Source organism: Phaeodactylibacter xiamenensis, assembly GCF_965229835.1.
GTDB lineage: Bacteria > Bacteroidota > Bacteroidia > Chitinophagales > Saprospiraceae > Phaeodactylibacter > Phaeodactylibacter xiamenensis.
Map to the genome: position 1 here is coordinate 7020691 of NZ_OZ245931.1, position 24354 is coordinate 7045044.

At 51.5% G+C, this 24354-nt stretch carries 20 protein-coding genes; 15 read left to right on the forward strand and 5 right to left on the reverse strand.

Annotated features, from left to right (window positions below; all coding sequences use genetic code 11):
* Positions 1–199: 199 nt before the first annotated feature.
* From ACO08I_RS27115 to ACO08I_RS27125, 3 genes are all read left to right on the forward strand, one after another.
* Entirely contained in the window at positions 200–3214 is a 3015-nt protein-coding gene (locus tag ACO08I_RS27115; protein ID WP_421947684.1) for a hypothetical protein, read from the forward strand.
* Between the two features lie 97 nt (positions 3215–3311).
* The gene (locus ACO08I_RS27120) at positions 3312–4742 is read left to right on the forward strand and encodes a TlpA family protein disulfide reductase (RefSeq protein WP_282777823.1); all 1431 of its coding nucleotides are present in this window, start codon (positions 3312–3314) and stop codon (positions 4740–4742) included.
* The gene (locus tag ACO08I_RS27125) at positions 4742–5251 is read left to right on the forward strand and encodes a hypothetical protein (protein ID WP_421947685.1); all 510 of its coding nucleotides are present in this window, start codon (positions 4742–4744) and stop codon (positions 5249–5251) included. Before ACO08I_RS27120 ends, ACO08I_RS27125 begins: the two co-directional genes overlap by 1 nt.
* On the opposite strand, the gene ACO08I_RS27130 is transcribed toward ACO08I_RS27125, so the two are convergent.
* Positions 5226–5618 carry a hypothetical protein gene (locus ACO08I_RS27130; RefSeq protein ID WP_282777821.1) on the reverse strand — a complete coding sequence of 131 codons (393 nt, stop codon included), beginning with the start codon at positions 5616–5618 and terminating at the stop codon, positions 5226–5228. The genes ACO08I_RS27125 and ACO08I_RS27130 overlap by 26 nt on opposite strands.
* Before the next feature lie 245 nt (positions 5619–5863).
* A complete protein-coding gene (locus tag ACO08I_RS27135) occupies positions 5864–6487 on the reverse strand; it encodes an NUDIX hydrolase (protein WP_282777819.1) in 624 nt (207 codons plus the stop codon).
* Positions 6488–6509: 22 nt separating this feature from the next.
* On the opposite strand from ACO08I_RS27135, the gene pyrE reads away from it, so the two are divergent.
* From pyrE to ACO08I_RS27150, 3 genes are all read left to right on the forward strand, one after another.
* Positions 6510–7136 (forward strand): orotate phosphoribosyltransferase, encoded by a 627-nt coding sequence (gene pyrE, locus ACO08I_RS27140; protein ID WP_282777818.1) that lies wholly within the window; start codon positions 6510–6512, stop codon positions 7134–7136.
* Positions 7137–7309: 173 nt separating this feature from the next.
* On the forward strand, positions 7310–8389 hold the full coding sequence (locus ACO08I_RS27145) for a M42 family metallopeptidase (protein ID WP_282777816.1): 1080 nt from the start codon (positions 7310–7312) through the stop codon (positions 8387–8389).
* A 3-nt stretch (positions 8390–8392) separates the two neighbouring features.
* Positions 8393–9241 (forward strand): hypothetical protein, encoded by an 849-nt coding sequence (locus ACO08I_RS27150; RefSeq protein ID WP_282777814.1) that lies wholly within the window; start codon positions 8393–8395, stop codon positions 9239–9241.
* A 211-nt stretch (positions 9242–9452) separates the two neighbouring features.
* Here the strand turns inward: ACO08I_RS27150 and ACO08I_RS27155 are convergent, their stop codons facing one another.
* The gene (locus ACO08I_RS27155; protein WP_282777813.1) at positions 9453–10382 is read right to left on the reverse strand and encodes a hypothetical protein; all 930 of its coding nucleotides are present in this window, start codon (positions 10380–10382) and stop codon (positions 9453–9455) included.
* A 230-nt stretch (positions 10383–10612) separates the two neighbouring features.
* Here ACO08I_RS27155 and ACO08I_RS27160 point away from each other — a divergent pair, with 230 nt between their 5' ends.
* Entirely contained in the window at positions 10613–11053 is a 441-nt protein-coding gene (locus ACO08I_RS27160; protein ID WP_282777811.1) for an NUDIX domain-containing protein, read from the forward strand.
* On the opposite strand, the gene ACO08I_RS27165 is transcribed toward ACO08I_RS27160, so the two are convergent.
* Together ACO08I_RS27165 and ACO08I_RS27170 are read right to left on the reverse strand one after the other, a co-directional pair.
* Complete coding sequence (locus ACO08I_RS27165) at positions 11044–12177, reverse strand: heparan-alpha-glucosaminide N-acetyltransferase domain-containing protein (RefSeq protein WP_421949735.1); 1134 nt, start codon at positions 12175–12177, stop codon at positions 11044–11046. The two genes, ACO08I_RS27160 and ACO08I_RS27165, sit on opposite strands and share 10 nt — an antisense overlap.
* Before the next feature lie 108 nt (positions 12178–12285).
* Positions 12286–17850 carry an alpha-2-macroglobulin family protein gene (locus ACO08I_RS27170; protein ID WP_421947686.1) on the reverse strand — a complete coding sequence of 1855 codons (5565 nt, stop codon included), beginning with the start codon at positions 17848–17850 and terminating at the stop codon, positions 12286–12288.
* A gap of 139 nt (positions 17851–17989) precedes the next feature.
* Here ACO08I_RS27170 and ACO08I_RS27175 point away from each other — a divergent pair, with 139 nt between their 5' ends.
* The 8 genes from ACO08I_RS27175 to ACO08I_RS27210 all read left to right on the forward strand — a co-directional run bounded on the left by ACO08I_RS27175 (position 17990) and on the right by ACO08I_RS27210 (position 24179).
* Complete coding sequence (locus ACO08I_RS27175) at positions 17990–18628, forward strand: LON peptidase substrate-binding domain-containing protein (RefSeq protein ID WP_421947687.1); 639 nt, start codon at positions 17990–17992, stop codon at positions 18626–18628.
* A gap of 9 nt (positions 18629–18637) precedes the next feature.
* Positions 18638–18796, forward strand: coding sequence for a hypothetical protein (locus ACO08I_RS27180; RefSeq protein WP_421947688.1), 159 nt, complete (start codon positions 18638–18640; stop codon positions 18794–18796).
* A gap of 364 nt (positions 18797–19160) precedes the next feature.
* The gene (locus ACO08I_RS27185; protein WP_421947689.1) at positions 19161–20867 is read left to right on the forward strand and encodes an RHS repeat domain-containing protein; all 1707 of its coding nucleotides are present in this window, start codon (positions 19161–19163) and stop codon (positions 20865–20867) included.
* Positions 20868–20877: 10 nt separating this feature from the next.
* Entirely contained in the window at positions 20878–21303 is a 426-nt protein-coding gene (locus ACO08I_RS27190; protein WP_421947690.1) for a hypothetical protein, read from the forward strand.
* Between the two features lie 18 nt (positions 21304–21321).
* On the forward strand, positions 21322–22572 hold the full coding sequence (locus tag ACO08I_RS27195; RefSeq protein WP_421947691.1) for an RHS repeat-associated core domain-containing protein: 1251 nt from the start codon (positions 21322–21324) through the stop codon (positions 22570–22572).
* Between the two features lie 2 nt (positions 22573–22574).
* A complete protein-coding gene (locus ACO08I_RS27200) occupies positions 22575–23039 on the forward strand; it encodes a hypothetical protein (RefSeq protein ID WP_421947692.1) in 465 nt (154 codons plus the stop codon).
* A gap of 75 nt (positions 23040–23114) precedes the next feature.
* Entirely contained in the window at positions 23115–23888 is a 774-nt protein-coding gene (locus ACO08I_RS27205; protein ID WP_421947693.1) for a hypothetical protein, read from the forward strand.
* A gap of 3 nt (positions 23889–23891) precedes the next feature.
* Complete coding sequence (locus ACO08I_RS27210) at positions 23892–24179, forward strand: hypothetical protein (protein ID WP_421947694.1); 288 nt, start codon at positions 23892–23894, stop codon at positions 24177–24179.
* Positions 24180–24354 lie beyond the last annotated feature (175 nt).

Consider the following 24354-nt stretch of genomic DNA (forward strand, 5'->3'; position numbering starts at 1 on the left):
CTCAGCAGGAATAGCTAAACAATTATTATTCCGGCAGAGACGTTGGTACTCTGATCTTTAAACCAACGTATTCCTTTTGATAAACCACGCACTGGCAACTCCCAAAAAATATTTGGCTATACCGTCAGGTAATCACTGGTTTATTTTTTAAGGTGTATCGAAAAAGGTTATCTTACACAGGACAAAACTCTGAATTACTATGAGGTATGCTCTTCTTGCCTTCCTTATCTTATCTCTTTTTGCCCCATCCACTTTGCAGGCACAGTGCGAAAGCCTGATCACGGATGATCGTATCCTTAACGATATCCATGTGCTGAAAACGACCAATCAGACTCTGGTGGTCCGTGGTAACTATACCTATAGCCTGGAGCTGCACAGCGGGCGGCAGGGCATTACGGCCAAAATGTATTCTAAAGCAGGGGTGGAATTCAATCAGGATGATGAAATCATCTTCCTCAACAAGAGTGGGGAGCGACGATTTTACCGGTTCATCGAAATGGGGGAAATGGTCCGTGAGTCAGGTACGCCGGTTTACCAAAATGTACTGCAGATGGACCTCGCGGCCATTGACTGGATGCTGGAGACAGACGTGGAAGTCATGTACACTAAAAATAATGTAAGCAACCAGATTCGGAAATTTACCATCAACGGCAGCCGGCAAACGGAGTTCAAGACGATGCTGGCCTGCTTTAAGGAACGCCTTAAAGTAGACAAAGTCAATGATAATACACTGGATAATGTGATCGTCGTTAACCCTTCTGCATCCCAACCTACTGCTGCGACGACCTCCATCGGAACACCTCCGCCTGCCTCAGCTTCAACTACGGGTAAGCCACAGGCCCCGGCTGCTGATAATCAGGAGATAGCGGACCTGAGAAAAGAGCTGGCCGATACGAAAGCCCGCCTCAAAGCCGAAATTCAGGCCGAGAAAGAAAGAGCAGAAGGCATCAAGTCCCGTTTACAGGAAGAAGTGAACCTGGCCCGTGAGCAGGCTGCCGAGCAAAAGAAAAAGTATGCCGATGAGGTGGTGGCTGCCCGCGAAGCTGCCAATAAGGAGATAGAAGCCTCCCGTACTCAGATTGCCGATGAAGTGAAGGCTGCCCGTGATAAAGCAGGCACAGAACTGGAAAAAATAGCTCTCGATGTACAGGAAGCCCGCCGCAAAGCCAGTGAAGCGATTCAGCAGGCTGAGCTGGAATCGGCCAGGGAGGTGGCTGCCATCCGGGACAAAGCGGCAGCTGAGATCAAGAAGGTGCAGGACAAGCTGGAACTGGCCAAATTGGAGTATGCGGATGAAATATCTGTGGCAAGGGAAAACTCCGCTGCCGAATTAAAGCGCATCCGGGAAGAAACAGCTGCCATGATCACCAAAGCCCGGGAAGAAGCGAAGGAGGAAAGGGGCCGCACTCTTGAGGAAGTAGTGGGCACCAAAGAAACAGCCGCTCAGCAAATCCTGAAAATTCAGGAAGAGAAGGCAGAGGAAATCGCCCAGATCCGGGAAAATGCGGTTTTGGAAAAGGAAAAGCTGGCTTTTGAGTTGGCAGAGTCCCGCCGCCGGGCCGCCGAAGAAAAAGCACTGGTGCAGGAGAATGCAGCTTCTGAACTGGCTGATATTAAGGAAAATGCAGCCCGGGAGAAGGAAGCGACCGCACAGGAAGTGGCCGAAGCGCGGCGCCGGGCATCGGAAGAGCTGAGTTCGATCCAGGAACAGGTTGTCACGGAGAAGCAAAAGGCAGGCCAGGAAGTGGAATCTGCTAAGGCAGCATCTGCAGCAGAGGTAGCGGCTTCCCGGGAGAAAGCTGCCATGACTATTAAGGAGATATCAGAGCAGGAGGCGGCAAAGGTCGCGGAAGCGCAGAAGAAAGCCGCTGCTGAGAAGTCGGCAATTGCCGGGGAGGTGACCGGTGCCCGGGAGCGGGCTGCTGCCGAAAAGGCACGTATACAGGAAGAACTAAAAGAGGCTGTTGCTGCGGCTGAAGCCCGCAAGAAAGAAGTACAGGAAGCCGCTGCTGCCGATGTTAAGGCTGCCAAGGAAAGAGCGGAAGCTGAAATTCAAAAAGCGCGCGAAACAGCCGCTCAGAAGGTAGCAGAGGCTACAGCCAATGCCGATCAGGCTTCAACAACGTATGCAGAGGAGGTGGCTGCTGCACAAAAAGCTGCCGAAACCCGCATCCGGAAAATACAGGAGGAGGCCGCCGCCGCTGTAGCTGCTGCCCGCTCCAGAGAGGAGGAAGTGAAGAATATGTCGGCTGAAGAAATCGTTTCTGCCCGGGAAAAAGCCGAGGCCGAACTGCTCGCCCTTCAGGAACGCACGGCTCAGGAGATTGGCACCGCTAAAGAAAAAGCTGCACTTGCCCAACAGGAGGCTGCTAATCAGATTGCAGAAGCTAAGCGAAAGTCAGCCGAGCAGCTGGCGGCGATCCAAAAAGAAGAAGCTACGGCGGTGCGGGAAGCCCGGGAGCGCAGCGCAGCCGAACGGGAGCGCCTTGCTGCTGAAGTGGCTGCAGCCAAAGAGCGCGCGGCTGCCGAACAGTCCACCGCCAATAAGGAGGCCGCTGAAGCCATCAAGGCTGCCCGCGAACGCGCCAGTGCCGAGCAGGAGCGTCTGACTTTGCAAGTCCTCAAGGCACGGGAAGAGTCCGCAGATGCCATTGCCGAAGCCCGTGAAAAAGCTGCCAGCGAAGTCGCTACCGCGCAGCGGGAAGCCTCTGAAGCCATCGCTCAGGCACGTGCCGAAACTCAAAGCCGGCAGGAAGAGCTTCGGGCTCAGGTAGCTGAATCGGAGCAAGCTGCCCGGCAGCGGATTGCAACAGTACGGGAAGAAGAACAAGCGGCGGTTGCCAAAGCCCGGGAAGAATCTGCTGCTAAACGGGCAGAGTATCTGGCCAATACTGAAGCTGCCCGCGAACAGTCGCTCGCCGAAATCAATCAGGCTAAAAAGGAAGCTTCCGATGCTATCTACACCGCTAAGCAAAATGCAGTGGAGCAGGTGACGGCCGTCAAAACGGCGAATGCAGAGAAAATCCGTGACTTACAGCAGGATTTTGCCGCCACCAAAGCGGAAATCGAAGCCAAAGTTCAGGCAGAACGCGAGCGGGCAATGGCTGCGCAGCAGGAGCGCAAAGCTGCAGAAAAGCAGCTGGAAGACCTCCGGGCAGAAATCAAAGCGGCCGAAGCCCGTCTGAAAGCACTAAAAGCGGAGGGTGAAAATTAAACAATTCGTTAAGGTGCTGTATTTTTAAAGAGAACACCCCGCAAATCGTGATATTTGGGGTGTTTCTTTTTGAACCTGTATAAATCAATCTTTCGATATGCGATCATTGCTATTGGTCTTTTCTCTTGCCCTTGTGGCGGTTTGTTCATTAAATGCCCAGGGGGGCTATGCTATCAAGGCTGAAATTGATGGTTATGAGGAAGAAGAGCTCTACCTCGGTTACTACTATGGCAACAAGCAGTACCTCGTGGATACTGCGCAGATCAAAGGCGGTAAGTTCCTCTTTGAAGATGATGAGCCGCTGGAGCCTGGTGTTTATCTGGTGGTCATGGCGCCCGACAACAACTTCTTTCAAATCCTGATTACCGAAGACGAGCAACAGTTTGCTTTCCGGACAAGCAAAGATGCACCATCTGAGGATATGAAACTGGAGCAGGCACCAGACAATCAGCTTTTCTATTCCTATATGAACTTCCTGGACGAGCAAAAACCGGCTGCGGAAGAAATCGGGAAAGCAATGGAAGCCGCCTCTTCAGATAAGGAAAAGGAACGCCTGGAAGCCAAACGTGCAAAACTGGACGAAAAGGTGAAAAACTATCAGGAGACTCTGATTGCCAAACATCCGAACACCCTGACCGCAGCAATCATCAAAGCCAACCTGCCTCTGGAAATGCCCGAATTTGAAGGTACAGAGGAGGAAGTACAACGCAAGCGGTGGCGCTATTCTCAAAAGCACTATTTCGACAATATTGACCTGGCCGACCCCCGTATGCTGCGTACGCCATTTCTGTTTCAGCGGGTGGACCACTATGTGAATAAGCTACAGGTACAGCATCCGGATACCGTCGCCCGGGCCGTTGAGTATGTGCTGGAGCAAATGCGCCCGGCTGAGGAGAGCTTCAAATACTACCTCATCCACTTCCTCAATGAAGCTGCCAAGTCCAAAATGGTGGGCATGGATGCCGCCTACGTTTACCTGGTCGACAAGTACTATGCAACCGGGCAGGCCTCCTGGACCGATGAAGAACAACTCGAGAAAATCATCGACAACGCCAAAACCCTCAAACCACTGCTGATTGGCAAAATTGCGCCTGATATTCAGCTGCAGACCAAAGAGGGGGAGCCCAGGTCGTTGCATGAAATTGAATCGGAGTATACCATTCTGTACTTCTGGCGTTATGACTGCGGGCACTGTAAGAAGTCGACTCCGCACATGAAAGAATTTTACGAAAAGTATAAAGACAAAGGCGTAAAGCTGGTATCCGTTTGTACGAAGTTTACCGATGAGATCGAAGGTTGCTGGGACTATATTGATGAGAATGAAATCGGGGATTGGATGCATCTGGTAGACCCTTATCACCGTAGCCGGTATATGAAAGTCTATAACATTAAGTCGACCCCGCAGCTCTACGTACTGGACCGTAACAAGGAAATCCTTTCCAAGCGGATTGGGGCAGAGCAGTTGGAGGAAGTGATGGACCGCATCATCGAAATGCGGGAGCAAGAGGACGCTAATCCGAATAAATAATGGAGACTACTTTACTGAAAACATTTGAGGCGGCAGGCGCCGCCTCAAATGTTACCCTTATACTGGCTTTGCTCGCAACATTCGCAGGGCTTGCGGGGACCGTCTTGTTGCTGAGAAAGCCCGCTCCCCGCGGGCAGCACAATCAGCGTATGCTAATCGCGATGCTTTTGTTCTTTATGTTTCTGATCGGTGCAAGTACCGCTTTCTTTACCTGGATGCGGACCAACCGGCTGGAGCCTGTACTGATTTATTCAAATGCCGTGGTAACCTCCTACGGTAAGTTGGCTTTTGAAGATTTGGGCAATGCTAAGATCATGCTGGATCAGCAGAACAGCCCTTTCTCAAACCTTAGCCAGAAAAGCATCCGCATCCTTGCGATCATCGAGAAAGATGGCAAAACCCATGCACTATCTGAAGAGGATTATCCGGTCGAGGACATCCTCAGGGCATTACGCAGCGCAGTAAAAGAATGGAAAGAAGGTACTAAATCGACACCTTCCGCCGGATAACATCGGTAAAAGAGCGCAGCTCTATGGTATAATTGCCTCCACCGTATTGGTTGAAGTCAATCTCGTATATGGTATCTACCGGCAAGTCGAAGACCTGCTCCCGCAGTACCACCTCGCCGTCATCCCGGGTCACGACGATATCGTTCAAGTTTACGCTAAGGGTAGCGAAATCCACATAGTAGAGGTTGTTCTCCTCATCGGAATAGAGCGACCAGCTTTCCGTATCCATATTCAGGAGGCTGCTGCTGACGGTCATATTTTCCGGTTCGGGAAGGGTTGAAGTCTGAAGGTTAGCGGTTTGAGCAACCACTGCAGACAAGCTGCCTGTTAGGAACAGTGCGAGCAGGAAACTTAGCTTTTTAAGCATAGTGTGTTTTTTAATTAGGTACGCCATGGGGATGAAAGGCTGGACAAAAATATAAAAAGCCTGCGGTACAAAGAAGTCTAATTCTTGGACCACACGGTTAAAAAGTGTCGGGTATTAGGGATATTTGAAATTTTCTGGACTGGATCGGGCTTTTCGCCTTCATTTGTAGCGCTGCAGCCCGGTTTTTGTTGCGTGACTTTGGATAAATTTTCCGTTAAGGAAATGTTAAGATTTTGTAAGTGCTCTTATTTAACGGCCTGTTCAAGCACCAGCCGGATATTTGGGTAGACGGGCAAATCGCTTTCGAGAAAATCAGGGACGGACTTCCACTCGGCCTTTTCGATGCTTTCTTCAGCCTGAGGTGTTAACTGTGTTTCCGGGGTAGTCATCCGGTACCAGTAAGTAGGCTTCAGGATACGCCCTTTTTTCAAATGCCGGTAGGTATGATAAGTCATTTGGAGAAACGCTCCCAGTTGTACCTCTGTCAGCCCGGTTTCCTCCTGTACTTCCCTTACCGCTGCCATTTCCGGGGTTTCGCCGGGATCAATTTTCCCCTTCGGTAAATCCCAGGTATCAAGACGGTAGATGAACAGCGCCTGCCCTTCTGTGTTGAACACCAGGCCGCCTGCTGCTTCCAGGATTTTAAACTGGGTACAGAACTCCCGGAACAGGCGTTCTCCGTCCTTACCGTAAATAGTGACTTGCCTGAAATCACTGTTTTTTTCCAGCATGTCCACATAGCCCAGCAGGCTTTTAGGGTTGCCGGTGTAAATGGTGATGAAGTCATCCGGATTGCTGGAAGGCTGAAAGCCTTGTTCGGGAAGAGTGGCGAGGACCATGGGCCTGCCGTTAACATAGATTTTGTACATTTGCCGAAAATTAATTCGCGATATGGATTTAGCAGCTGAAGTAGCCCACAGGCTTTTGCAAATAAATGCAATTAAGTTGAGTCCGCAAAAGCCTTTTACCTGGGCCAGCGGCATGCAGTCACCGATTTACTGCGACAACCGCACAGCGCTCTCCTTTCCTGAGGTACGGCGATTTATCATCAAAGGGTTTGCGCAGGCATCGGCGATTTTTCAGCCATTCAATGTAGTAGCCGGCGTAGCTACCGCAGGTATTCCGCATGGGGCGCTGCTGGCCGAAGAACTGGGGCTGCCTTTTGTTTATGTGCGGTCAAAGGCTAAATCCCATGGCCGACAGAATCAAATTGAAGGTGTTTTGCCGGAAGGTGCGCGGGTCCTGGTTATTGAAGACCTGATCAGCACCGGAGGAAGCGCGCTTAAGGCCGTTGAGGCGTTGCGGGAGGCGAATGCTGATGTTGTTGGCGTAATGGCCATTTTCAGCTATGGCTTTGACAAAGCCCGCACTGCTTTTGAAGCTGCCGGTACCTCCTTTGCCACGCTTTCCACCTATGATGCTCTGCTTAAAGCTGCGGCTGAGGCAGAGTACATTGCACCGGAAGAGATGGACACCCTCGAAGCCTGGCGAAAATCCCCGGAAACCTGGGGGAAATAATAGGCTGTACCGTCATTGACCGAGCTTGCTTTTCGGGCTTTTGCTCTCGTCAATGGTTAAAGGTCCGCTAACAATGCTAATTATTTCTGCCTTAGCTATCATTATTTTGGGGGCAATCTCTATATTAGCTGGCCAAGCGTTATCCAAAAACCGCTCATCAATAAATACTTCACATGTCCGTAATTACACCCAAATCCGAAGCATTCCTGAAAGCTTACCTTAATAATGCTTCGCCTACCGGTTTTGAAGCCCCGGGGCAGCAGCTGTGGCTGGAATATATTAAGCCTTTCATTGACGAATGGCAGTTAGACAACTACGGTACCGTCTATGGCGTTATTAACCCCGGACAGGACTACAAAGTCGTGATCGAAGGGCATGCCGATGAGATTTCCTGGTTCGTTCACCATATTTCGGACGATGGCTTTATCAATGTAATTCGCAACGGTGGGTCTGACCATATGATCGCCCCCTCCAAACGGGTCAATATCCATACCAAAAAAGGTATTGTACGAGGTGTTTTCGGCTGGCCGGCAATTCATACCCGTCATGGTGAAGACGCCAAACTGGCACCGAAAATCAGTAATATTTTCATTGATGTCGGTGCTGAAAACAAGGAGGAGGTACTGGCGATGGGCGTACATGTCGGTTGCGTTATTACCTACGAGGATGAAATGGAAATCCTCAACGACCGGTACTATGTGGGCCGTGCACTGGACAATCGTATGGGCGGATTTTGTATCGCTGAAGTGGCGCGCCTGATTAAGGAAAACAACGTGAAACTGCCGTACAGCCTGTATGTTGTCAATTCCGTACAGGAAGAAGTCGGTCTGCGTGGGGCAGAAATGATTACGCAAACCATTAAGCCGGATGTCGCCATCGTTACGGATGTGACCCACGATACGCATACCCCACTTGTGAGCAGTAAAAAGCTCGGGGATGTGAAGTCAGGGAAAGGGCCTTCTGTTACTTACGCACCGGCGGTTCACAATAAGCTGCTCAACCTCATCATTGAGACGGCTGAAGCCAAAGAAATACCGATACAGCGAGAGGCGGCCTCCCGGCGTACCGGAACAGATACCGATGCATTTGCCTACTCCAACGGCGGCGTGCCCAGTGCTTTGATCTCACTGCCTCTGCGCTACATGCATACCACGGTGGAGATGTCGCATAAGGACGATGTGGACGCGGTGATCCGCCTCATTTACGAGGTACTGCAACGCATCGAAAAGAATCATAACTTCAAGTACTTCTAAAGATTGCGAGCCCTGCTCATTGCCCTGCTGGATCTTCTTCTGTACAGCAACTTCTGGATTGCGCTGGCTGCTGTAGGCATGGCTGCGCAGTCACAACTGCTGCTTCTGGGTACGGGTGAGCCTACGGCATTGCTTGGTTTTATATTTTTTGCCACTCTTTTCCTGTATGCGGTGCACCGGATTATCGGGTTGCGCAAGTCTGAGCCCTTTACGGCATCCGGCCGCTACGCCGTCATCGCCCGGTTCAGGAACCACATTGTATTCTACGCCGGGATGGCGGGGCTTTGTGCCGGGTTGTTCCTGTTGCAAATGCCCCGGGCGTTGATTGCCGGGCTAACGGCTCCCTGTTTTCTGGCCCTGCTTTATGTATTGCCAGTTTGGAAAGGCTACCGGCTGCGTGACCTGCATTATGTAAAGATTTTCCTCATTGCGATTACCTGGAGCTGGATTACTGTTTTTCTGGTTGCCCTGGAGCTCGGTATGGCCTGGAGCACCCCGATGTATGTGATGCTGCTGGAGCGGGCATTTTTTGTATTCGCTATTACTATCCCCTTCGACATCAGGGATCTGGACATTGATGCCTTTAATAAGGTCAAAACCCTACCGGCTGCCCTCGGCGTGCGCAGTAGTCAGCGGCTGGGTGGGTTGAGCCTGGGACTAATGCTTCTGCTGGCAGCTCTCAATTACTATTGGGATGTATATACCCTCAATGATTTAGTCGCCATCGTGGTTTCCGCTTGTCTGTCCGGTTTGTTGATTTTCCTTTCTGACCGTACCCGCCACGACTACTTTTTTACCGGGTTGGTGGATGGTATGATGGTCTTGCAGTTTCTGCTTGTTGCCTTGCTGTAATACTATGATTGGATTTTGCACTTTGGGTTGCATCCGCTCTAAAATTGAATGCCCGCTACTGCCTGGAAAATCCTGCCCGGACCACTCCGATGGAGCAATCCGGGCAGGATAAAAAGTGTGATTTTGATGTAGTTGTAGGTTTGGCAGGTAGATAGTCAGTGCTGTGGCAGCACCAAAAAGGTATAGTGTTTCAAAGATTTTTTGCTTGCCCTTACTGATCGAATCGGGCCAGTTTATTGGGATAGTCGATGGTCATCCGGAAAAACTGCAGGGCGTTACCGCCAATAGCGCCTTCCACCTGGCCACCCGCTAAACGCGAATAGTATTGGGTGTAGTTGGCATCCGGGCGGGAGCAGAACCAAACCGGCCCCGCTTTCTGTCCTGCAATAACGATCTGAGGTACCTCGATCATCCGTACGTTGCCCAGCTCTGCATCGGCCTGTTCCACCATCTTCCAGTCTGGATGCAGTTGGTGCCATTGCTCAAAGAGCGATTCCACGATAAAGGAGGTAGCGACAGGCTCTGCACCGGTTTCTCCCAACGCGCTCGCAGCAGCTTTTGAGGGCAGCATTTTTGCGCCCGAGTCAATCAATACGGGAATCTGCTCTCCATCTACCTCAATGAAGATACGGGGCAGGCTGGAAATCCGGTTGCCACTTGCACTTTCCTTGAAAGTAACCGGTACGATATTAGGTTCGAGGGGCGATAAGGCCGGCGAATGGCAAAGGAGTTCTTCTGACCGGAAGTCGAAGGTCCAGCAGTATTGCCCGAACCAGGACTGCCCCAGTGAGCCGTGCACATCTTTGCCCAGGTTGGTCTGCTCATCCGGCAGGACCAGAGCTGAATTTCGGTTTAATGTTGGAAGGGCGCCCAGTTCGAGGACTTCATTGATGGCGACGAAGGCGTTGCCGCTATCGTCTACTATTCCTGGTAAAGCGTGTTCCTGCATAGCAGACTCTGCGACGAAAGCGCCGCCTGTAGTGTTGGCCAGGAAGCTAAGCGTCCCGCCTGCCGATGGGATCTGGGTGTAAATAAGGTGGTTCCGGAATTCTACATCGAGCGCGAACTCAGCGTCTTGAGTGGCCCCCAGCGTAGTCATCAAGGTTAGTACAAGTGTGATGAAGTTGATTTTGGCAAACATTTGTTCTTTTCTTTAAGCGTTTCATGAAAACTACGAGCCTGAATAGTTGACCTTCACCGGGTTACAGCAAAGGGAGCGGTTCAGCAGGCTCTTATCATCGGGGGGACGATTTTGTGTTACTCTTACTCCTTTGCAAAAGGTATGCCAAAAATTAAATGCCCGAAAAAAATATACGATCAGGAACCTTTTTGCCCCTTTCAGGATTACCCTCTTCCAACAATCTGTAATCAATGTCTGCTTTACTGACTTTCGGAACGCCGCCTGTGGATGCGGCTTATATTACCCGTCCGGGTGCCTACGCGGTATTTTTTAACGAAATACAGGAACTGGGCCTGGTACGCACAGACGATGAGCGCTACTTTCTGGTGGGTGGAGGCATCGAAGCCGGAGAGGAGAAAGAAGAGGCGCTCATGCGTGAAGTGCTGGAAGAAACGGGGCTGTTGGCGACGATCGAAGCGCCTATTGGCATCGCCAAAGAGTTTTATCTGGATGAGATTGAATCCAGGTACTATGAAAAAATCGGGCACTTCTATAAGGTGGTGATCACCGGACAAGACCCGGCTCAAAAGACAGAAGCAGACCACACCTTGCTATGGCTGCCGGTAGCAGAGGCACTCCCATTACTTTATCACGATATGTACCGTTGGGCAGTGAAAGAGGCTCAACGGTAAGCCCAGCGGTTGTAGCGCCGCCGGATCGCCACCCGTGAAAGTCGGAAGGCCCAGCGGGACTTGGAGCGCCAAATGGCCCGGATGCGGTCGATGTAGGCAATGAGGACGACGAAAAAGACCAGGAAGGTTAGCGCACCTATAAACGTTTGCACAGGCGTAAGTGAATGCGCCCACAGGGCTGAAAGCCCAATGCCAAACCAGGTACTGTACAAGAGGATGTAGTGCACCTCGTAAATCGCCAGCGTTTCGCTTCCGATTTTCAGCAGGAGGGGAGGGATATTGCGCCAGGCCTGTGCGAGCCAAATAAATAGTGCAACAACAACAAGGACGTGCCCCAGCCGCATCAAAAGGAAGTTGAAATAAGCATGGTCTTTAAACCCCTGTACTCCGGTCCAACGATAGAGGCTCATCAGCCAGTCGGAGGAATATTGGTCCAGCAGGATACCAAAGGCAACGAGGGAAGCGGGGAGGACATAGCTAAATGCCCAGTCGGGCTTATAGTGCAGCAGTGTGCCCAGGGTGCCGCCCAAAAAAGTGTAGCCTATCCAGGGTACCGGCGTGAAAACAGACCCATGGTCCCTGATGAGGTAGTTTTGGAGGACAACCGGAAAGGAGGCGTATTGTCCGTCCCGCACTTCAAAGTAGAAGAAAAAAGCCAGTCCGCCGGCAGCTGTCAGCAGTAGGGCGTAAGGTAGACGGCTCCAACGGCTTACCGCGTATATTGCCACAAGGCCAATTAGCGCCAGCCCTATGCAATGCAGTACATCCACCCGGAACAGGTTGGGCGAAATATAGCCACTCAGCAGTTGTGGAAAGCAAAGCCGGAGTGCATAGCCAATAACAATAAGCTGCAATCCGCGGCGCAGGCCTTTGTGAACGCGCTTGTTGGCAGACAGCGGGCGCCCGTCCCGGAGCAGCAAAAACGTGAAAATCAAGCCGCTGGCAAAAAAGAACAATGGAGCCGTCATGCCCCTCAGGTACTTCCAGGTGGAAAACAGCAGATTGTCAGGGTCGCGAAAGGCATCCCCCAGTAACGTATCCGTAAAATGCCCCTGCAGCATCATTAGGATGGCATAGGCCCGCAACAGGTCGATAAAGGTCAGGCGGCGGTTGAGGCTTTCGATGGCAGTAGTTGTTAAAAAGTGTTAAAACACCATAACGATACCGCCCCCCCAAAACGTTTCCTGCCACCTGAACTTTTTTTGATCCGGCTTAAAATGATTCTCCGAAATCTAAATCGCGCCCGGCAGTCCCACTTCCACCCATTGGCCCGCTGTCCGGGCTTCAATATCCGCTTTATACATGGCCGCACACCGGGTGGCCGGCAGGTAAAAACGCCCCTGATAGGCCGCGTTCAGCTGTACACGGAAGGTCTTGGTTTTCTTCCAGCCCAGGTCAAAAAAGCTGTGTACCCGGTCATCCCGGATATCCTGGTATTCCGGCGTATCGGCCTCATCGGAGAAACCGGACATGCGGGTGTTCCTGATTTCCCACCCTGAGGGGAAAATCTGTTCCAGGGCCAGCTCTTCGTAGATCCGGTAGTTCTGGTTGGCGGGGTGCGTAAGGGTGACTTCGGCAATGAAATCGGCGCCCTGCGGCAGATTCGCCGGGCTGATCGGCTCGCCTGCCATATTTTTATAAGCAATATCCATTTGCAGCTTACTGTTCAGGGCGGTCTCCTCGCCGGTCAGGGGCTGCCCGCTCCGGATCACCCGGGTGAAGAGTAGGCCCTTGCCGGTATTCTTGACCGTAACCTGTTTACTGTCTTCCGATAGTTGGATAAGCATTACCGGATGGTCCGATCCGGCGGCCGTTGTCTTGCCATCGGCGGTGTACTCGAAGGCGATGGGCTGATTAGCTTCAGTGCCTTTGGCTTTTACAAATTTGCCGATAGCCAGGAGACTGTAAGCGGTTTCCTGGGTGCTGAGCCAGTCCAGGCTGCTGAGCTCGCTGGCGATATCCCGCAGGAGTTCGGCCGCTTCGTCTGTTTGTTCCATCAGCACAAGGGTCTCCAGGATCATGGCCTGGTCTCTCAGCCTGGATCCGAAAGTGGAACCCATTTCCTGATAGGTTCCGATATTGCGGTCCGCACTGCGCACCATCTGCCGGGCCATATCCATTTTGCCGGTAAGCGCGTAGGCAGCAGCGAGCCGCCATTTCGCAGCGGTATTCAGGTTGTCATTGGAGCGCAGGCGGTTCATGGCGGCCAGGTCAGGCGCCTTGGCTAAAGCCAGGGTGTAGAGCCGGTAGGCCTGATCCAGTGCCTGATTACCAGCGTAGTACAGCCCGTACGATGCTGCATCAGCAGACCAGAGCCGTGCGGTCTCCTGCTGATAGCGTATCCATTGGTCAAGCATAGTGGGCGGCACAAAGTACCCCTGCGCTTTGGCTTCGAGCAGAAAGTGCCCGGCGTAGGTGGTGGACCAGGTGCTGGCGGTGCTGCCGCCGGGCCAGTAGGCCATGCCCCCATTGCCCAGCTGGAATAAGCCCAGCCGGTTAATGGTGGCTTTGATGTTTTTGGTGGTTTGCTGGCGTTGGCCCTCCTCCACGTTGAGCAGGTCATTGACATAGAGCTGAGGGAAGCCGCCGGAGAGGGTTTGTTCCAGGCAGCCGTAGGGGTAGCGGATCAGGTAATTGAGCCGTTGCTCCAGATTGATTGGTGGGAGACTACTGACTTCCAGAACTACCTCATTGGTGCCAGGCATGCCCGGGCTTTCAAAATTGTAGGCATGGGTTTGTCCGGGGTCAAGGGCTTTTTCATCCACATCCGTTACCACCGGATTAGGGTTTCGGACCTCGATTTCGATTTCCTGAGTGGCCATGTGGCCGCCGCCTTCTGCTGTGATTGTAAACTTCGCTATACCGATGCGCTCGGCGACCCGTACCGGGAAATTGACCAGCTGATCGCCCGTCCGCTGGAATTGGATGCGCTGGGAAGGCTCCGGCAGTTCAATCAGGCTGCCGGGCGACTTCACCGTGACTTTGACATCCCGTATACCGTCCTTCATGGCAAATACATTGACCGGGAGTTGCAGGGATTCGCCGGGGCCGAGTACCCTGGGGAGGGTGCCTAGGATCATCAGCGGCTGTCGGACGGGGACAGATTTGTCAGCGTGCCCGTAGGCTTGCTGTTCGGCAGCAACGACCATGACCCGCACTGCTCCCACATAGTTGGGCATCTGCAGGGTATGGGATACCGTTTTCCCTTTTTCGAGGTAGAAAGGCCCGAGGTGCATGGCCACAGGTTCGAAACGGTTGGCCTTTTTAGCCGCCTGCACTTTTGCAGCAGCATCCCCGCCAATACTCAACATCCGGTCCAGTTGCCCGCTTTGAGCGCCCAGCACCTCGTCGTAAAGGTCCCAGGTGCGCACGCCGAGCGCTTCCCGCGCGTAGAAATGCTTCCACGGGTCTGGGGTTTCGAAGCGGGTCAGCCCGAGCAGCCCTTCGTCGACGACTGCAAGGGTGTAGGCCATGGGGCGGCCGGATTTTTCGCTGACCTTCACCGTAAAGTCCTGTTTCGGGCGGAGCTCTTCGGCGACTTTTATTTCTGGCTTAAGATGGGTGGCCGGGTCTTCCACATTGACCGGAATGACCCCGTAAAGCCGGATGGGCAAGTCGTTTTCCACTTTACCATGAGGCTGCAGCAACGTCATGTGGGCGTAGGCGGTAGGGGCCATGTCGGGCGTAGCTTCGAAAGAGATGGTATTTTCACCCGGCTTGGCGTCTACCCAGAAAGACCGCAGCACTTCACTGCCGGTTTCCAGGCTGACCAGGATTCTTCCGGCACGGGCTTCGGGCAGGCGCAGCGTCACTTGCTCTCCAACATCATACCGCTCCTTGTCGGCCGTGAAGGGGAGCATAGCGGCAGCTTCCCGGTTGCCTTCCTGATCGCCGTACCACGGGCTGCCAGCGTAGAAAAAGTCACCGGAGCAGTGCCCGGTCTCGGTATCACAAACCCGGACCATATAGCGACCCCAGTCCCTGACTGTTATGGGCCAGGATACTTTGCCGTCGGAGCCGGTGGTGAGGGTGGTTTTTTCTTCGGCACCGTAGTGGGTAGCCGTATTGTAGCGGGAGATATTGCCATTGCTGCGGTCCCACCACCAGCGCCAGTCTACGCGGTAGAGCCCCACATTGATTTTGCGGTTAGCCACCGGTTTGCCTTTGGTGTCCACCACGGTCATGGGAATATCGGTGCGCTCGTTCATATTGATTCGCTTGCTGCCATACTTGTTTTTGGGGATGGATAGTCCGGCGTAGGCGCTGTAGGGGTCATAGGGCAGGCTGAAATTGTCGGTGCTGAACCCGCCACCGCGTTCGAATACCCGGGTTTGGAAGTTGGCGGTTAGCCGGCCGGGGAGTTCCTGTTGGTCTCCCAGATCGAAAGCGGGCGAACCGGTGCCTTCCTCATTGAGCTTGCCTTCCCAAACCATACGCGGCTCCATGCTGAAGGAGCGGGCGGGGTCGTCAAATTCATAATCCGGCCGGCTGGAAAAGGCGGTATTCGTGGATTGCAGCTGCGCTTCTATGCGTGCTTCCAGATTGGAGGCCGGCGCCCCGTGCAGCCAATTGGCCTGAAGGGTAGGGGAGAAGGGCGCATTGGCTACGCTCAGCTGTTCCGTACCAAAATCGAAATTGATCTTGATCCGGTTGGGCTTGACCGTTTCAATGCGGAGGTTTTTTGTAAAAGTTGCTCCTCCGGCTTTCACCGTAGCCCTCCAGATACCGGTAAAGGCATCAGAGGCGGTGGCAAAGTGGAGGGGGTAGACTTTAGGCACCCGGTTAGTGACCGTCCGGGTTTCCCTTAGTTGACCGCGTGGGTCGCGCAGTTCGAAGGTGACGGGATAGTTTGCCGGAAGTTTTCCCAGCGCATCTTCGAGCACGAAATTAAGGTAAACCGAATCGCCCGGGCGCCACACACCCCGGTCGGCGTATAGGAAGCCCTTCAGGCCCTTTTGCGCCACAGCGCCTTCTACGTCAAACTTACTTAGCGATAGGGCATCGCCGTCCTGCAAGCGGAGGTAGCCGCGCTCTGATCCCTGTTTAGCGACCAACACAAAAGGCTCGCGGGGCAGGTCTGCCTGAAAACGCCCGTCCCCGTCGGTAGTGCCGGAGCCGATGAGCTGCTGCTGGAAGTCGTAAAACTCGAGGTTGACACTGCTTAATGGCTTTGCGGTGCGGAGGTCGGTGGCGTAAACCATACAGTTGCGCGCATCAGCTGATTTGGCCAGCAGGCCGATGTTGGAGGCGATGACGTTGCGCTGCACAAACCGGTCGGAATTGTAATAGGCAGGCTTGCAGGGGTCATCCCGGTCTGACCAGCTAAAGCCATCGTAATAGCCAGCAAAGCCGTACCAGTTTTCCATGATGCTTTCTAATTCGCTGTCATTAGGATCAGCATTATCGTCCTTGCTGCTCAGCTCTTCCGTGCAGGTGTAGGCGGTATGCTCCGGGCGGAATCCGATACGGATCTGGTAGATGGCCTGTGGATCGGACTGAACGAGCTCGTCCAGGCTGATGGCATAGCGGGACCAGGTATTGAGGTTGGATTCCGCGTTGAGGGCCTGCAGCGGGACATCCACCTGTTTGACCAGACGGCCTACTTGCCGGAGATTGTAGCCTCCGTCAATGGTGTTGTCCTGTAAAAACTGTAAGATGTTGTTGTGGTAGATCTTGAAGACCTCGACCACCACCGAATGCAAGTTGATGGCTTCAAACGGGAAAGCCAGGCCTTCCGTATTGGGCAAAATCACGCCATTGCCAGCCAGGCGGACCTGCGGCTTGGCGTCCTGAATGTCCACCTCCCAAAGCCCGGCTTTTTTCATGGGCGCTCCCATGCTGTTCTTTAGCCCTTTGCTGACGGTGACCTTGCGGGTGCCGATGATGCCGGAGGACGGATAAACCCTTAGCCGGTTGCCGTCCGCCAGGAAGCGGAGGGTGCCGCTGTAGTTTTCAATAGTCACGAGCCCGTTGAAGTCCTGTGCAGCATCGAGGGGGTCCGAAAAGAACAATTCCAGGAATAGCTCCTGTCCCTGATTGACCTGTACGTTGGTCAGGGTGAAGTCGCCCAGGGCGGGGACAACAAATTCCAGGGTTTGGCTGCCTGACTGATCAAAGCCATCGTAGTCCAGCGCCACGGCAACGGTACTGGGTTGGTCTGTGCGGGTAATCTTTTCAACGTAGAAGTAGTGCTCGGTCCCACGCCCGCCATGTTCCCAGCGGATGGGCAGGGATTCGCCATTCTGAGTAGCAGAGATGGCCTGCTCGACGAGCTCACTGCTGCCGAAGTCAGTTGTATGGGCGGTGCCGGAAAGTTCCTGTTTGGAAAGGTCGCGGATGTCCGGGGTGCGCAGCCCGCCGATATTTGCGGAAAGCTGCAGGTCGTAGGTGCGAAAGTCGAATTCGAAGGCCTGCGCTTCCCTGGGCACATTGGAAAACAACTCGCCAAGCTGTACGGTAGCCACATAAGCCGTTCCGGAAGCCAGGTGTTGTTCCGGTTGGAAAACCAGGGTTTGGGCATCTTCCCAAATCGCTTGGCCTTTTGTAGCGGGCTGAAGCTGCAGGAGCCCGTTGGCCGGCTGCCCGATCTGCTCTTCGGCCGCCACTGCACTGGCAAACCGTACCCGCACCGGGCTTGTTCTGGAAACCACACCGGACGTGTAGCTGTAGAGGTAGGCATTGGCGCTCTCCGGCATGGGGGCAGCGCGTTGCTCTTTAGAACCGCAGGAGGATAATACCGCTACAATAGCAAGCGTATGCATGAAAACGACCAAGGGGAGTAGAAAAGACCTGGACATGGTGGCTGGTTTTTGGGTTTGAAATGAACTCACGTAAGATAGCAGGTTTTGCATTTCGTTCCAAAGAAAAAATATTCAATCCCTTCAACACCTGCCGGTAAATGGCGTTATTACGGGAAAATCTAAACGACCGGATTCCATGAACGAAATGCTGCCTTTATTTCCGCTGCAACTGGTTGCCTTCCCGGGCGAGTCCCTCAATCTCCACATTTTTGAGCCCCGCTACCGTCAGCTGGCCAAAGCGTGCGAAGAAGAGGGGGCCACATTTGGCATTCCTGCCTATATCAACGGCAAAGTCATGGAGGTCGGTACGGAGATGCGGCTGGTCGCGGTCGAAAAGCGGTATCCCAATGGCGAACTGGACATCAGGACCAAAGGCATCCGCCCGTTCCGGATCGAACAGTTTTTCAGGCAGGCACCGGGGAAGCTGTACGCCGGGGCACAGATAGACTGGTTGGAGTATACGAGCATTGAGGGCGATATTACCATAAGCATGCAGTTGATTGAGCTCATCGGCGAGCTGTTTGCCCTGCTGAGCATCGACAAGCCGGTCCCGGAAGACCCGGCAACGCTGCAAACGTTTGATGTAGCCCACCACGTTGGCTTTTCCATTGAGCAGGAGTATCAGTTCCTCTGCATCCCGAATGAGCTGGCCCGGCAGGAATACATGCGCGCCCATCTGGAAAAGATGCTGCCGGTAGTCCGGGAAATGAATAACCTGCAGGAGCGGGCGCGGATGAACGGGCATTTTAAGAACCTTCAGCCGCCCAAATTCTAACTAAATGTCATGTTTGTAGCTGGTGAAAAGTTAAGCCATGCTGATCAAAAACTTTGTGAATCATTTAGTGTATGTTTGGAGCAAACGAGAGCTGATAACCAAAGAGTTGTGGTTATGGCTAAATGGAAAAATGCGCGTTTGGCGGGTCAAATAAGTATTTTTCCATGACGCCACTGTTCACAAGGCTTTGGTTATCAGCCGAAGTGCACCTCCAAACATACACTTAGTTCGCGGAAGAGGAAATGATATCATACCCCTGACGAACTCTAAAAGGCGGTACGATTAAATTCAAGTAGCGATAGTACCTGTACTAATCAAACTGAAGAAGTCTCAAAGAGCCCAACCATGTATTCGATTTGTCCATAATTCCGCTTTTAACATTGTGTCATTTGCTTCTCACAGAATTTACCTTCATATTGTGGGTGAACAAACGCGTAAACTCTGAAAGCCTTTACAACGATTTATCTCTTCCGTTCTCCGTTGGAGAGTGGGCAGCCGGATCATCCAAAACTATGGGTTTACTTACGACAATATGGACCGGCTTACCGATGCAAGGTTTGCAGAGTATGACTATGCTCAGGAATGCCCAGAATATCTAAATTACGGGCGCTATGATGTGAATATTGAGTACGATGACCACCGCGGTAACATTTCTTCCATCGACCGGAACGGGCTGATCAGCGGGGCCACTAATTTTGGGGCGATTGATCAAATCACTTTGGTGAATGAAAAAAACCGGATCAAATTTGCTACGGAGAATAGCCTGCAGAACAAAGGCTTCAAAGGCAGCTCTGGGCAAATGGGATATGATAATAACGGTAACCTAACCAATGACCCCTCTCGCGGCATCACAACCACCTACAACCGCCTGAACCTACCGGAGCAGATCACTGTAAACAACAGCAGCTTCTCTGGAACCCTCACCTTCACCTACGATTACGACGGCAACCTGCTCAAGCGGGTAGTCAGCCAAAGCAGCCCCTCTGCTTTATCCGTAACCACTGAATATGCCGGCGGCATAGAATATGTAAACGGCACGCTGCAATCCATCTACCACGAAGAAGGCCGCTACGTCAAAAATGGCAGCAACTGGTACCATGAATATGTGATTAGAGACCATCTGGGCAATAACCGTGTCTTCTTCAGCGATACCAATGGAAATGGTTTTATTTCTATGTCGGAAGTAAGCCAGGAGGCACACTATTATCCTTTCGGCATGGCAATGCAAGGCAGCTGGCTGAGCACTTCCATGCCCAAAAATAAGTATCGGTACAACGGTATCGAGCAGACGAGCAACCTGGGGCTGGATGTGTATAATGCCTTTTACCGGACGCTGGACCCGAGCCTTGGCAGATGGTGGCAGGTGGATCCGAAAGCAGAGAGCGCATATTCCCATACCCCCTATAATTCGATGTTTAACAACCCAATTGCCATGTCGGATCCGGAAGGGGATTTACCTGGAATTGCTGAAATTGCCGGACTATCCAATGGCCTCCGAAACTTATTTCAGGGGGAGAGCTTTTTTGAGGGTTTTGCACAGGGCTGGACTCAGTCCTGGGAAATAACCGGTGGTCTGTTTCAATACAGCAATGACCTTAGTTTTGGCCAAAACCTATGGAATACGTTTTCCAAACTTACCTGGGAATTGCCACAAACCCTGGTCGGGCTGACTGTAGCGCAGGGTCTGAACATCGGTACAGCAGTAAATGACGTCAATTATTTCAGGGGGGCTACGGTGCTAGACACCGACTTGGATGGCGGGGCTTTTGCCGCCGGATCCTACTTAATCGGCCCTGAGGGGTTTGGACCTAATTTTGAGGATCATTTGTTCGTACATGAGTTTGGCCATTACCTTCAAAGTAAGCGCCTAGGCCCTTTGTACCTGAACTTTGTCGCCTTGCCAAGCGTAGCCGGGTTCTGGGCGGTAGACGAAGTATTCAATCAAAACCTTAACGAAACCCGTTGGTATGAAGCTCAGGCGAGCAGATTGGCTGCTAATTATTTTGACCAGGAGTTTGGAAGTGGGCTGGATACGTATTTCCCTAATAGTCCAAATCATTTTGATCGAAATTCTTTTATAAATAGGGGGCTAAGGAGCCCATATCCCAATCCAAGAGGAAATAATGTATTCGGAAGAGGAAACCCTGGGGGAAACCCTATTAACTCAAGGTTCCACTGGACAGATATCCCAATCAGCCTCATATTTAATGGAGGACTAGGGTTATTTGGTTATCTCTAAAGTATTACTTATGAAAGCACTGAAAAGATTTACGCTGTTTGTATGCATAATAACCTCTTTCTATGGGTGTCCGGATAGAGAGTTGGAAATTGACTCTACGATTGAGTTTACCAATAATTCGGATGAAGTCATCATTTACTATGAAGAGTTTAAAAAACCAAACGACACCGCTCTAAATTCAAATAGTTATTTTCCAACTTCCCAGCAAATTGAAATGGCTTCTATTCCAGCTGACGACGTAGTTTTCATCGAGGGGCCGTACGTTAGTTTATTTGAAAGTTTAGAAAATGAGGTACTCATGATTTTTCTTTTTTCCAAAGACACTATTGATCAAGTGCCATGGGATCGTATCCGAGACGAGTACCTTATACTTCGACGTTATGACCTGACTTTGGAGGACTTGGAGGCAATGAATTGGACGATAGAGTATCCGTAGATAATGGTACGTCAGCGAATGGAGTATGTAAACGGCACACTGCAGTCCATCTACCACGAAGAAGGCCGCTATGTCAAAAATGGCAGCAATTGGCACCATGAGTATGTTATCAGAGACCATCTGGGCAATAACCGGGTCTTCTTTAGCGATACCAATGGAAATGGTTTCATTTCTATGTCGGAGGTCAGCCAAGAGGCACACTATTACCCTTTCGGCATGACGATGCAAGGCAGCTGGCTGAGCACTTCCATTCCTAAAAATAAGTATCGGTACAACGGTATCGAACAGACGGCCAACCTTGGGCTGGATGTGTATAATGCTTTTTACCGGACGCTAGACCCGAGCTTGGGGCGGTGGTGGCAGGTGGATCCATACGCTGAAAGTTTCTACTCTATGTCTCCGTATTGCGGAATGGGCAACTCACCTTTAGTTTATTCTGATTCAGAAGGCGGGTTTATTCATATCGTGGTGGGGGCTGCGATAGGTGGAGTCGGAAACTTAATTTATCAAGGAGTTAGCGGAAATATAGGGTCCTTTGGCGATGGGCTGGCTGCTTTTGGAATCGGTGCTGGGGCAGGAGCTCTTGGCGCGGCCACTGGTGGCGCAGCATTTGCAGCAGCAGGAAGTGCCGGAATTATTAGCGGTACAGGAGGTGTTTTAGGTGGCGTGATTGCGGGATCTTCCGGTGGCGCAATTGGTGGCTTTTTCCAAGGAACCGGAAACGCACTATACTTTGAAAATGAAAACCTTGGAAATGCGCTTAATCAAGGATTTAAAGAAGGGGCAGTTGGTTTAGTTATAGGTGGTGCTATTGGTGGCTTTGCAGGAGGTATAAGAACGGGTATTCAAAACTCCAAACCAGGAAATCTACCTGAAAATATTTGGAACGGCAATCGGGTAGCTCCTGGTCGTAGTCCATGGTCATTGATTAACACTCCGAAAGGTTCTGAATGGGGCCCTAGGACTATAGTATCTGACCAAAATTCGCTCCGCCAATTCCGAGCGGAGCAAACGAGAGAAACTACGAAGCGTGGTGGGCAGTTTGGAAAGAAGGGTGGGCAGAATATCGAGATATGGGATAAGTCTGTGAATGAAGGTTGGGAGTCTCTGACGGGAACCCGCTACGCTCCTAATGCCGGAGGGCAACAGACTTATAGACTTCCAAGCGGCGGAACTATTCAGACATACATTGATAAATCTTATGGTGGTCCAACGATAAGACTAAACGGCGAAAAAGGGATTATAAAATTAAGGTTCTTAAATTTCTAGATATGCTCCCAAATTACGTTTTTGATACCCCTCACCTTTTCTTTGCCTTTTTAGAAGGTCCTCTTTCTAGTGAAGAGATGAAGGTAGTATTAGCCAAGTCTGGGGTACAACATTTTGAGCATGTTTATGGCGTAAACAGCCAGCTAGATTTTTCTGATGAGAGCACTCAGTATACTCAATCAGTAGATGTCTGGTGCAAGCGATCAGAAGAATATTTAAGAGGCAGGCTTGACGCTACTTGTTGTTCTGTTTATTACGAGGTCGGTTGGGAGCTGGTGATTATAGGTTTTAATGAAGAATCGCAGTTCGAAGTTTTTACAACTGACATGAAAAGCGATGACCATTTCAAGAATTTGTATTGGGACATTGACGAATTGGCTCAATACAAAATGGAGCTTACTTCTGATTTAGTTACCGCCAAAAATGTTCGTACCTTTTTTGCTGAGATGATTAAGAACTATTCGTAGTCCATTCTATTTGATGACCCAAACGGGGACACGCCGCTCCACCTGGGCGCTGCAATAGTCGGAGGACTAATCAATTTGGGTTCTCAGGCGTTAAAAGGTAATGTGACTAGCTTAGGCGCAGGCCTCGGCTACTTTGGCGTCGGAGCCGCTGCCGGTGCCTTATATTTGACACCCGGCGGACAGGCTGTTGCAGGCAGCGTGCAAGTGGTCGGGAACAAAGGCATCCAAATCGCCACCGGCAGGTTTGACGTTACGGAGATTAATTCTGTGGGGGATGTGGCTTACCTTGGCCTGGACATCGCCACAGATTACTTCGGCGTGGCGCCTGCTGCGAAGATCGGTAGTAATCTAGCGAGCGGCCTACAGAAGCTGGCTGGCAGCTACGGTTCTTCTATTGCTTCCGGCGGTGGCTCCATCATAAAGACAGGGGTAGGCGGTAGCGTTGATGATATAGCCTTTAGTGTCAGCTTGTCTGATGAGGTAGTAGTCACTGCTAGTAAGCTTGGTGGGAAGGGGGTTGCCGCTAAGGGGGTGAGTTCGACAATTTACAGAGCTGTTTCCAGAGCAGAATTAGACGATATTGCGAAGTTTGGTTTCAGAAATAAGGCAGGGGCATATGAAACAGGGAAGTTATTTGCGCCCACAGCTAAAGAGGCTGCACAATTTGGAAGAAATAACTTTATGTTTGATGGAGTTCCAAATCACATCATGAAGGTCCGTGTGCCCAATAGTTTATTAAATAGTTCTTACAGATTTGGGGCAGATGGCATGAATGCCATCTCAATACCAGCAAATAAGCTGCACCTTTTAAAAGGATCGCCATTAAATTACACGCCTTTATTTCGGTAAGCTATGATAAAGACAAAAGCACATATTAAGTTATTTGAGTCCGGGCGAAAAACACCTTTCGAAAGTGGGTATAGACCGTTATTCAGCTTTACTGAAAAGATGAAGGCCTCAGGCAGTATAACACTAATCGAGAAGGATGAATTTCACCCTGGCGATGAAGGTGAAGTCGAGATTGTATTTATCAGCAAGAAGTATTTAGGGGCTTCTTTTGGCAAGGGGAGCAAGTTTTTATTCAGTGAAGGCGGTCCCCCTTTAGGCGAGGGTGAGATAATACAAGTTGAAAATATTTGAGGTTTTCAGCTCAGTATATCAGCAACAAAATGTAAAGTGGTGATCTACTAAGCGGAAAACACCTGAATCAGCTCATGCTCAGTACTTAAGCGCAACGATGCAAGACGATCGCATCTCTGCGTGGTTAACCAGGGCATCCTCAAAAAGTCTGACAAGCCTTTTACAGCGACACAAA

What these genes read in the sequence shown, in the direction of transcription:
- ACO08I_RS27115 (WP_421947684.1), top strand. Translation starts at nt 200, where the DNA reads ATGAGGTATGCTCTTCTTGCCTTCCTTATCTTATCTCTTTTTGCCCCA.
- ACO08I_RS27120 (WP_282777823.1), top strand. Translation starts at nt 3,312, where the DNA reads ATGCGATCATTGCTATTGGTCTTTTCTCTTGCCCTTGTGGCGGTTTGT.
- ACO08I_RS27125 (WP_421947685.1), top strand. Translation starts at nt 4,742, where the DNA reads ATGGAGACTACTTTACTGAAAACATTTGAGGCGGCAGGCGCCGCCTCA.
- ACO08I_RS27130 (WP_282777821.1), bottom strand. Translation starts at nt 5,618, where the DNA reads ATGCTTAAAAAGCTAAGTTTCCTGCTCGCACTGTTCCTAACAGGCAGC.
- ACO08I_RS27135 (WP_282777819.1), bottom strand. Translation starts at nt 6,487, where the DNA reads ATGTACAAAATCTATGTTAACGGCAGGCCCATGGTCCTCGCCACTCTT.
- pyrE (WP_282777818.1), top strand. Translation starts at nt 6,510, where the DNA reads ATGGATTTAGCAGCTGAAGTAGCCCACAGGCTTTTGCAAATAAATGCA.
- ACO08I_RS27145 (WP_282777816.1), top strand. Translation starts at nt 7,310, where the DNA reads ATGTCCGTAATTACACCCAAATCCGAAGCATTCCTGAAAGCTTACCTT.
- ACO08I_RS27155 (WP_282777813.1), bottom strand. Translation starts at nt 10,382, where the DNA reads ATGTTTGCCAAAATCAACTTCATCACACTTGTACTAACCTTGATGACT.
- ACO08I_RS27160 (WP_282777811.1), top strand. Translation starts at nt 10,613, where the DNA reads ATGTCTGCTTTACTGACTTTCGGAACGCCGCCTGTGGATGCGGCTTAT.
- ACO08I_RS27170 (WP_421947686.1), bottom strand. Translation starts at nt 17,850, where the DNA reads ATGTCCAGGTCTTTTCTACTCCCCTTGGTCGTTTTCATGCATACGCTT.
- ACO08I_RS27175 (WP_421947687.1), top strand. Translation starts at nt 17,990, where the DNA reads ATGAACGAAATGCTGCCTTTATTTCCGCTGCAACTGGTTGCCTTCCCG.
- ACO08I_RS27180 (WP_421947688.1), top strand. Translation starts at nt 18,638, where the DNA reads ATGTTTGTAGCTGGTGAAAAGTTAAGCCATGCTGATCAAAAACTTTGT.
- ACO08I_RS27185 (WP_421947689.1), top strand. Translation starts at nt 19,161, where the DNA reads ATGGACCGGCTTACCGATGCAAGGTTTGCAGAGTATGACTATGCTCAG.
- ACO08I_RS27190 (WP_421947690.1), top strand. Translation starts at nt 20,878, where the DNA reads ATGAAAGCACTGAAAAGATTTACGCTGTTTGTATGCATAATAACCTCT.
- ACO08I_RS27195 (WP_421947691.1), top strand. Translation starts at nt 21,322, where the DNA reads ATGGAGTATGTAAACGGCACACTGCAGTCCATCTACCACGAAGAAGGC.
- ACO08I_RS27200 (WP_421947692.1), top strand. Translation starts at nt 22,575, where the DNA reads ATGCTCCCAAATTACGTTTTTGATACCCCTCACCTTTTCTTTGCCTTT.
- ACO08I_RS27210 (WP_421947694.1), top strand. Translation starts at nt 23,892, where the DNA reads ATGATAAAGACAAAAGCACATATTAAGTTATTTGAGTCCGGGCGAAAA.